We start from the raw sequence: 8,877 nt of genomic DNA, 5'->3' as shown, positions 1-8,877 counted from the left end.
TCCATCTCAATCACGTCCACCAGACTGACGGTCTCCCCGTCCTTGTCTACCCCGATGGGCTCAAAGAGAGATACCTCCCTGGAGTATTTTTTGTGGGCGCGTAAGAGCATGAGAATCTCGTTCTCCACACATTTGGCGGCGTAGGTTGCCAGCCTGGAGCCCCTGTCTACATTAAACGTATTCACCGCCTTGATCAGGCCGATGGTGCCAACGGACAGCAAATCTTCATTATCATAATCCGTATACTGATATTTCTTGACCACATGGGCCACCAGCCTCATATTTCGTTCTATCAGCACATTTCTGGCTTCCTGGTCGCCCTCTTTGTAGCGTTCCAGGTACTCTCGTTCCTCACTGGCTGTCAACGGTTTTGGAAAAGTCTTCAAAGAAAGCCACCCTAAAGCTAAACTTAATTCTAGTTTATGCCAGGGTGGCTGTCAAAGTGCTTTTACAATATTTTATAGGCTTATACTTTTTTCACCGCCGCAAAGCGAAGCGGAACCACGCTTGCCCCGCGGACTGCCTAATGATGGAATAAGCGGATTCCTGTAAATGCCATGGCCATGCCATACTTATCGCAGGCCGCAATCACATTGTCATCACGAACCGAGCCGCCAGGCTGGGCCACGTACTTCACGCCGCTCTTAAACGCCCGGTCGATATTATCGCCAAACGGGAAGAACGCGTCTGAGCCCAGGGCTACATCGGTCATTCCATCCAGCCAGGCCCGCTTCTCCTCTTTTGTGAATACGGGCGGCTTCACCTTAAATGTATTCTCCCAGATTCCGTCGGCCAGCACATCCATGTAATCCTCGCCGATATAGACATCAATGGCATTGTCCCTGTCGGCCCGGCGGATGCCGTCCACGAACTGAAGTCCCAGCACCTGGGGTGCCTGGCGCAGATACCAGTTGTCAGCCTTGCTTCCGGCCAGCCTGGTGCAGTGAACTCTGGACTGCTGTCCCGCGCCGATGCCAATCGCCTGTCCGTCCTTCACGTAGCACACGGAGTTGGACTGCGTATACTTAAGGGTAATCAGGGAAATGCACAAATCTCTTATGGCACTCTCCGGAATGTCCTTGTTGGCCGTCACCACATTGGAGAGCAGCTCCTTGTCAATCTTTAACTCGTTTCTTCCCTGCTCAAACACGATGCCGAACACCTGCTTGCGCTCAATCTCCTCCGGCACATAGGTCTCGTCCATCTGAATCACGTTGTAATTGCCGTTCTTCTTCGCCTTCAAGATCTCCAGCGCCTCCGGCTCATACCCTGGCGCGATCACTCCGTCGGACACCTCTCTCTTGATAATTCTGGCCGTGTCCACGTCACACACATCCGACAGGGCGATAAAATCTCCGAACGAGGACATTCTGTCGGCCCCTCTGGCTCTGGCGTAGGCGCAGGCCAGCGGAGACAGTTCTCCCATGTCATCCACCCAGTAAATCTTCGCCAGCGTCTCATCAAGGGGAAGTCCCACCGCCGCACCGGCCGGGGATACATGCTTGAAGGAAGCCGCCGCCGGAAGCCCGGTCGCCGCCTTCAGCTCCCGCACCAGCTGCCAGCCATTGAAGGCATCCATAAAGTTAATATACCCAGGTCTGCCGCACAATACCTGAATGGGCAGATCCTTATCACCCCGCATAAATATCCTGGATGGTTTCTGATTGGGGTTACAGCCGTACTTTAATTCCAATTCGTTCATCGTTCTCTCTCCTTCTCAGCCCTGCTGCTGACATTATCCTATCATTTTTTACTGATTCTTATTCACAATTCTGGTCTCATAAGCGCCGCTCTCAATATCCATAAACCGCACAAACAGCGACACCTTGTTCTCCTCATTCAGGTTCTCCCACAGCAGAGCCGTAAATTCGTCAATCGCATCCGGAATGCCAACCAGCTTCGGCTCCCCCTCAAAACTTGGCAGCGGGTTCCCGTCATGCATATAAGTATGGATAAAATGTCCCTCTCCCGCCACCGGAGTCTCATAGGCAAAGGTGTACCGGTTGCAGGCGTCCCCATTACCATTGTTGCTCTTTAAGATGGACATGGCATAGTGGAACTTTCCGTTCTCCAGGTGCATAATTCCGGAAATCCGGGGGGTGTAGTTGGGGGCATCCGGCTCAAACTCTCTGGAGCGCAGGGACTGCTCAAAGGTCAGCTGTCTGTCCATCCCCTCATAAATGGTGTCCGACTGGTCCCCGTTGGTCACAATGGTCTTGTTGCCCAGCACCCGTACCGGCGCATAGATAATCAGGCTTGGGTCCGAGAGCTTCGCCTCGTCAAATGCCTGGGTGCGGATGCCCTCGCCTTCCTCCACAAATACCCGGTTCCTGCTGTTCTCACTTCTGCCCATGATGAAATAGGCGGCCACCGCCTTCGTCCCGTCGGCAGACCTTCCAATCACGATTCCCCGGCCCGGGTAAGCATTTTCCTTCAACTCTTTTGATAAATCAAGCATGTTCATGTGTAACTTCCTCCTTGGTGGTGTGGGGATACCCAGGATACGGCAATGAACGACAAAAAAAGACCGCCTGGGCATCACAATTAATCGTGCCCAGGCGGTCGGCTGTCTTCCACTACGTGCTCCCCTGTGGTTTCCCACTTATCCGCCAGTCGCACGTCTCTACCACCTATCATATAATAAGATTTTTCCAAGTGCAAGTACTTTTTTTCGTACGTTCACCTACTGCTGCTCTTCTTCCCGCCAGGCCTTGCACACATCAATCCATCCCTCGAACCCGGAGCACTGCTCCAGCTCCGCTATGGTCAGCCCCACCGCGCTGTTGGCGCTTCCGCAGGCCGGATAGACGGTCTCAAACCGTTTCAGGGATTCGTCCAGGAATACCCGGACGCCCTCCTTCACGCCGAAGGGACAGACACCGCCCACACTGTGGCCAACCAGCTCTGTCACCTCATCCGGCGTCAGCATTTTGGCCTTCGTGTGAAACTCATTCTTGTAACGGGGATTATCCACCTTGGCATCCCCGGCCGCCACAATCAGCACGGCCCGGCCATCCACCAAAAAGGATAATGTCTTGGCAATCCTGGCCGGCTCACAGCCCACGGCCTGGGCTGCCAGCTCCACCGTGGCGCTGGATACCTCAAACTCCTGAATCCGGTCTTCCAGGCCGAACTTCTCCAAATGTGACTTTGCAATCTCAAATGACATGTCTGCTTCCTCCTGTTATTCGTTCCTGATAGCCGCCAGCGGACTCAGCTTCATAGCCCGCAGAGACGGGAAGAAGCCTGCCGCCATACCTACCAGTATGGCAAAACCGATAGCGGAAAATCCCAGCCACGGTGGAATTCTGGAGATGTCTCCCTCCACTCCCATCATCATTTGGCTGAGGGCAAGAAATTTATTCATCACGTAAGAGATGGTATAGCTCAGTCCCACTCCTATCACGCCGCCCATAAATCCGATAAAGCCTGACTCAATCAGGAACATATCCCGGATGGCTCTCATATCACATCCCAGCACCTTAATCACACCGATCTCCTTAGTTCTCTCATAGATGGACATCATCATGGTGTTGGCGATACTGATGGCCGCCACGAACATGGACACGGCGCCGATGCCGCCTAACACCGCCTGAATCATGTCGGACTGCTGCTGGGACTGCTCCACCCACTCCATCTGGCTGTTAGCCTGATAGCCCATATCGTTGAGCTGCTTCTGGAGATCCGTCACGTTGTTCATGTCATCGGCAAAAACCACTACCTGGTCATAGATAAAGTAGTTGTAGGGTTTTCCCTTCTTGTTGGTCGGCTGTCCCGGAATGGGATTCTTCTTGTATATCTTCTTTAACTGTGCCTTCAGCACATCAATATCCGCGTAGACCGAGTAGGAGTACATGTTGTAATCATCCACGCCGCCTTCCACCACGCCGGCCGCCGGTATCATATATTTCTTCGGCGGTTTTACATTCGAATCCGTGTTGCCGCCCTGGGTCTGGTAGTAGGCGTTGGTGTCGAAGATGACAAACATGGGTTTGTTCATATAATCCACCTCCGGCAATACCCCGGTCTCCCAGTATCCGGCACCCGTCTTGGAATTGGAGAACCACTGGAGGACGCCGTTGCCGTAAATAAGCTGCAGCTCCGTGCTGCCCGGCTCCGGGAGTTTGCCCTGGCCAAGGGGCATCTGTTCCATATACTGGCGGCTGACCCCCGTGATGTTAAGGCCGGTCTCATAGGCCCCCTGCTTTAATATCACGTTGGTTGACAGCATGGGGGACACATATTTCACATGGGGCAGACGCTCAAACTGCTTTACCGCATCATCGGTCAGATATTGGGGCTCGGAGGAGGAACTTTTGGAGCTTCCGGATTCCGATATCATCCCATACCGCCCGCCTCCCGCGGAATAGACATTGATGGACGTCATATTTCCGTAGGAGGAATAGAGCTCCATGGTCAGTTCTTTCAGTCCGATTCCCAGGGATACCATGACAACGATGGATGCCGTTCCGATCACAACCCCCAGCACCGTCAACACCGTCCGAAGCTTCCGGCGCCGCAGGTTGTTAACGCTCATGCTCAGTAAATCAAGAAATTTCATCGTCCATTCCCTCTTCCTTGGCTGCCTTTTTCTTCTTTCTGATTCGAATCACTACAACAACTGCAACAACCACAACCGCGATGGCCGGGAAGATAATCATCTTGTATTTCTGGAAGAAGGAAGGTTCTTCCATGCCCATATCCTCAAAATTGCCTGCTTCCATATCGCCAAAGTCCATCGGTATCTCCTCGGTGACATACAGACTCAGCTCCTTGGTGACGGCCGGCTGGACTTCCCCGTTCTCATCCTCGTAGGTGATATTCATCTTAATCTTGCCATCGTCCGCAGTCGGCGCCATGCCGGACAGCATCACGTCCACATTGCCGGTCTTTCCAGGCTCGATATTGCCCACATAGGTGTCCGTCGGCTTGATGGAATCCGCCTCAAAGGTCACCATCACATTGTAGAGAATCACTTTGCCGGTGTTGTTGATTGGGAACATGATGTTGGACTCTGAGCCCACGGTTATGCTCTCCGGCATCACCTCGATGGTTCCCGTGTTCAGCCTTGCTATCTGCCTTAAAGGAATATCAATCACCACGGACTCCACCGCGTTCTTGTACTCCGGGCTGTCGTAGGTCTCCTTGATGGTCAGCGCATAGGTACGCTGGGCCACGCCGGCCTTGGACTGCATGTTGACGCGCAGTTCCGTGACCTCCCCCGGCGCCATGCTGTTGACGGCGATGGCGGAGGAACCGGACTCCGTGGAGAACACGGCGCTTCCGTTTTCACTGTCCTTCTCCGATTCCAGGGCAAACAGGATGTTGCTGGCCGGAATGGAGGCGGAAGCATTTTTCATGCGGAGCACCAGCTCAAAACTTTCGCCGGCAATGATGTTGGAAGGATTCGTCTCAAAGCTGTCCACCACAAGTCTGGCCTGCTTCCGGTTGTTCTTGTCGAAATCGCCGGTGGTATCGTCTTTTTCTTTGTTCCGGACTCTGACGTAAAATATCTCTTCCTCGGTTTTTAACTCGCTGTCCGCCGCGTTGCGGTAGGTAATGTTGAATTTAATGGGGTAATACCCGCTGTATGTATCTTCCCGGATGGCCATGCTGTAAGGCACGGACACGGTCTCTCCGGCATCGATCTTCTCGAAGTTTCTGTCATAATTTCCATCGTTGATGTCAAAGGGAAATTCTGCGGAATCCTTGCTCAGCACCATGCTGACGGTCACGTCCTTGGCGCCGACCAAACCGGAGTTTCTCAGATTGATATTGTAATTCAGCACGTTGGGGTAAACGCCGTAGGGGGTGGACTGGTTCTCGCCCATCACGAAGGCGGCCGTCTTCTCCTTGTCTTCCTCATCCGTGTCCTTGGGCACGGTCACCCAGATGTTGACATACTCCTCCGCCACGGTGCCGTCATTGGCCCGCACTTCCACCGGGAAGGTGTAGTAGCCTTCCTTGATATCACTCCGCACTTTGGCGGATACGGAGGCGGAGCGGCTCTTTCCCGACTTAATCGGTCCGATGGAGCGCTCGGTAAAGGTATTGTTGGTCACCTCAAACGGAAATACATAGTCATCTTCCAGCGAGCTGCTGTCGGAGATGTATCCCCCGCTGTTGGCGATTGCCACTTTCACATTCTCCCAGTCGGAACCGCTGTTGTTCCGGATGGTAAAGGAAACCGACATGCTTCTTCCGATTTTTCCTTTTGCTATCCCGCTGGAGATAACGGTCTCATTGTTGGTGGTATCCATCATACCTGCATAGGCGGTCCGTACCGGAATGCTGCCAAACATCATCAGCGCCGCCATCGCTATCACAAGTCCCTTTTTCAGCTTTTTCATACTATCTAATCTCCTCTTCCTCATCATGGTGCTGTTCATCTATCTTGAATATCTTTCCATCTACGATATGAAACTGCCTGTCCGCAAAGGAGGCAATGTAGTTGTCATGGGTAACCATGACCAGGGTCTGATTCTGCTCCCGGACAATCCGGCGCATCAGTTTCAGCACCTCCTGGGTGGTCTTGGTATCCAGGTTTCCTGTCGGCTCATCCGCAAAGATGATCTGTGGCTGTACCGCCAGCGCTCTGGCAATGCCCACACGCTGCTGCTGGCCGCCGGACATGGCGTTGGCCATATGCTTCATCTGCTTTTCCAGGCCCACTTCTTTTAGATATTTCTTGGCGATGGCGTTGCGCTCCTTCTTGGGAACTCCCCGGAAGGATAAGGGCAGGGCCACATTTTCCACCGCGTTCAAGGTCTGGAGCAGGTTGTAGGACTGAAAGATAAAGCCTACCTGCCTTCTTCGAAATGCCACCAGCTCGTTCTCCTTCAGTTTCTCAATGTGGGTCTTGCCGATGATAATCTCGCCCTTGCTGGGCTTCTCCAAACCGGCCAGCATATTGAGCAGGGTGGATTTTCCGGAACCGGAGGGGCCTACGATGGCACAGAACTCGCCTTTGTACATGGTGAAGTCCACGCCGTTTAGCGCATAGACCTTGGTCTCGCCAACCCGGTATATCTTATATAGATTCTTTACCTGTATGATGGGGATTCTGGAATCCGCCGCCGCTGTCTCAGCTGTCTCATCTGCCGCTGTTTCCACCGCTGCTGTCTCTATCGCCGCTGCTTCCACTGCCTCTCTCTCTATCGCCGCTGTCTCGGCTGCAATCGCTTCTTTTACCGCTTCTTCCGATATGGTCTCTTCCGCTATCTTCTCTTCTGACCTGGCCGCTTCCTCAATCACGTCTGCCAATCCGCTCGCCCCCTTCGACTGTTTGTATAGATTTATTATACATAAATATGATGATATTTCCCTCTGATATTTCTTAATGTTCCTTAAAAATTCCTTACATGGAAAAAACACACATCAATAATTTGGAATTTTTCCTTACGATTCACAAGTATAGCATATTTTTGTAAAAAGTTGTAGAAATATATGAAAGAATACTATATAATGGTATGAAGCAAAATTGAAAGGAGAGACTGATGAGACATTTATTAAATCCATTAGACTTTAGTGTGGAAGAGATTGACCGGCTGTTAGACTTAGCTGCCGACATCGAGCATAACCTTCCCAAATATGCCCATGTATGCGATGGGAAAAAGATTGCAACTTTATTTTATGAGCCAAGCACCCGAACTCGTTTGAGTTTTGAATCCGCTATGTTAAGTTTAGGCGGGAGTGTTCTTGGCTTTTCTTCTGCCGCTTCCAGCTCGGCCGCCAAGGGGGAGAGCGTGTCGGATACCATCCGCATGATTTCCTGCTACGCCGACATCTGCGCCATGCGTCACCCAAAGGAGGGCGCGCCGCTGGTGGCTTCCACCCACTCTTCCATCCCGGTCATCAACGCGGGTGACGGCGGTCATCAGCATCCCACCCAGACCTTAACCGATTTAATGACAATCCGCTCCCTCCAGGGACGTCTGGACAACATGACGGTCGGTCTCTGCGGTGACTTGAAATTCGGGCGTACCGTTCATTCCCTGATCAATGCCCTTGTCCGCTATCCGGGCATCAAGTTTGTACTCATCTCCCCTCCTGAACTGCGGGTTCCGGAATACATCCGGGAGGACGTGCTGGCCGCCAACAACATCGAATTCAAAGAGGTGGGCAACTTAGACGAGGCCATGCCGGAATTGGACATCCTCTATATGACCAGGGTGCAGAAGGAGCGTTTCTTCAACGAGGAGGATTACATCCGCTTGAAGGACTGCTACATTCTGGACAACGCCAAGATGAAGCTGGCAAAGGAAAAGATGTTCGTTCTTCATCCCCTTCCACGTGTCAATGAAATCTCCGTGGAGGTGGACGACGACCCGAGAGCGGCTTATTTCCGTCAGGTACAGTATGGAGTCTATGTGCGCATGGCTCTCATTATGACATTACTGGAGGTGGAAAAACCATGTTAAATATCAGCGGATTAAAAGAAGGAATCGTTCTGGACCACATTCAGGCGGGAAAAAGCCTGGATATCTACTACCATCTGGGGTTAGACAAGCTGACCGACTGCCAGGTGGCTATCATCAAGAACGCCAAGAGCAACAAGATGGGACGGAAGGACATTATCAAGATTGAGGGCGCCATGGAACACCTGGATTTGAATGTTCTGGGTTACATTGACCACAACATCACCGTCAATATCATCCGGGATAATGCCATCGCGGAGAAGAAGGCCCTGCGTCTGCCAAAGAAAATCACCAACGTGATTCACTGCAAGAATCCACGGTGCATCACCTCCATTGAGCAGGAGCTTCCGGACGTGTTCTATCTGGCTGACGAGAAGACGGAGACCTATCGGTGTCTGTACTGTGAGGAGAAATACAGCCGGTAAGTCCAATACAAAAAAGCGTCGTATCCGATGGGATA

General features: G+C 52.3%; 9 protein-coding genes and 1 riboswitch. Of the genes, 2 read left to right on the top strand and 7 right to left on the bottom strand.

The window, feature by feature from the left end:
* The 7 genes from HMPREF9473_RS11495 to HMPREF9473_RS11465 form a co-directional block, all read right to left on the bottom strand.
* Nucleotides 1-386 (bottom strand): sigma-70 family RNA polymerase sigma factor (locus tag HMPREF9473_RS11495; protein ID WP_006780277.1); only part of this gene is annotated, 386 nt, incomplete at its 3' end.
* Between the two features lie 137 nt (nt 387-523).
* Complete coding sequence (locus HMPREF9473_RS11490) at nt 524-1,702, bottom strand: phosphoribosylaminoimidazolecarboxamide formyltransferase (RefSeq protein WP_006780276.1); 1,179 nt, start codon at nt 1,700-1,702, stop codon at nt 524-526.
* Nucleotides 1,703-1,750: 48 nt separating this feature from the next.
* The gene (locus HMPREF9473_RS11485; RefSeq protein ID WP_006780275.1) at nt 1,751-2,464 is read right to left on the bottom strand and encodes an IMP cyclohydrolase; all 714 of its coding nucleotides are present in this window, start codon (nt 2,462-2,464) and stop codon (nt 1,751-1,753) included.
* Nucleotides 2,465-2,545: 81 nt separating this feature from the next.
* Nucleotides 2,546-2,627, bottom strand: a riboswitch (ZMP/ZTP riboswitch).
* 56 nt (nt 2,628-2,683) lie between these two features.
* Nucleotides 2,684-3,169, bottom strand: a complete 486-nt coding sequence (locus HMPREF9473_RS11480) for a YbaK/EbsC family protein (RefSeq protein WP_006780274.1) — start codon at nt 3,167-3,169, stop codon at nt 2,684-2,686.
* 15 nt (nt 3,170-3,184) lie between these two features.
* A complete protein-coding gene (locus tag HMPREF9473_RS11475) occupies nt 3,185-4,561 on the bottom strand; it encodes an ABC transporter permease (RefSeq protein ID WP_006780273.1) in 1,377 nt (458 codons plus the stop codon).
* Entirely contained in the window at nt 4,548-6,350 is a 1,803-nt protein-coding gene (locus HMPREF9473_RS11470) for a COG1361 S-layer family protein (RefSeq protein WP_006780272.1), read from the bottom strand. The genes HMPREF9473_RS11475 and HMPREF9473_RS11470 overlap by 14 nt, the downstream gene beginning before the upstream one ends.
* Nucleotide 6,351: 1 nt before the next feature.
* Nucleotides 6,352-7,113, bottom strand: a complete 762-nt coding sequence (locus HMPREF9473_RS11465) for an ABC transporter ATP-binding protein (protein ID WP_138670076.1) — start codon at nt 7,111-7,113, stop codon at nt 6,352-6,354.
* 383 nt (nt 7,114-7,496) lie between these two features.
* Between HMPREF9473_RS11465 and pyrB the strand changes: the two genes are divergently transcribed.
* Together pyrB and HMPREF9473_RS11455 are read left to right on the top strand one after the other, a co-directional pair.
* Nucleotides 7,497-8,420 carry an aspartate carbamoyltransferase gene (gene pyrB / locus HMPREF9473_RS11460; protein ID WP_006780270.1) on the top strand — a complete coding sequence of 308 codons (924 nt, stop codon included), beginning with the start codon at nt 7,497-7,499 and terminating at the stop codon, nt 8,418-8,420.
* A complete protein-coding gene (locus HMPREF9473_RS11455) occupies nt 8,414-8,842 on the top strand; it encodes an aspartate carbamoyltransferase regulatory subunit (protein WP_006780269.1) in 429 nt (142 codons plus the stop codon). Before pyrB ends, HMPREF9473_RS11455 begins: the two co-directional genes overlap by 7 nt.
* The last annotated feature ends 35 nt before the right edge of the window (nt 8,843-8,877 follow it).

It is taken from the genome of Hungatella hathewayi WAL-18680 (genome assembly GCF_000235505.1).
GTDB lineage: Bacteria > Bacillota > Clostridia > Lachnospirales > Lachnospiraceae > Hungatella_A > Hungatella_A hathewayi_A.
This window is presented reverse-complemented; position numbering and strand designations above follow the sequence as displayed.

Excerpts from the sequence above, each read along its gene's own strand:
- HMPREF9473_RS11490 (WP_006780276.1), bottom strand. The coding sequence starts at position 1,702 with ATGAACGAATTGGAATTAAAGTACGGCTGTAACCCCAATCAGAAACCA.
- HMPREF9473_RS11485 (WP_006780275.1), bottom strand. The coding sequence starts at position 2,464 with ATGAACATGCTTGATTTATCAAAAGAGTTGAAGGAAAATGCTTACCCG.
- HMPREF9473_RS11480 (WP_006780274.1), bottom strand. The coding sequence starts at position 3,169 with ATGTCATTTGAGATTGCAAAGTCACATTTGGAGAAGTTCGGCCTGGAA.
- HMPREF9473_RS11475 (WP_006780273.1), bottom strand. The coding sequence starts at position 4,561 with ATGAAATTTCTTGATTTACTGAGCATGAGCGTTAACAACCTGCGGCGC.
- HMPREF9473_RS11470 (WP_006780272.1), bottom strand. The coding sequence starts at position 6,350 with ATGAAAAAGCTGAAAAAGGGACTTGTGATAGCGATGGCGGCGCTGATG.
- pyrB (WP_006780270.1), top strand. The coding sequence starts at position 7,497 with ATGAGACATTTATTAAATCCATTAGACTTTAGTGTGGAAGAGATTGAC.
- HMPREF9473_RS11455 (WP_006780269.1), top strand. The coding sequence starts at position 8,414 with ATGTTAAATATCAGCGGATTAAAAGAAGGAATCGTTCTGGACCACATT.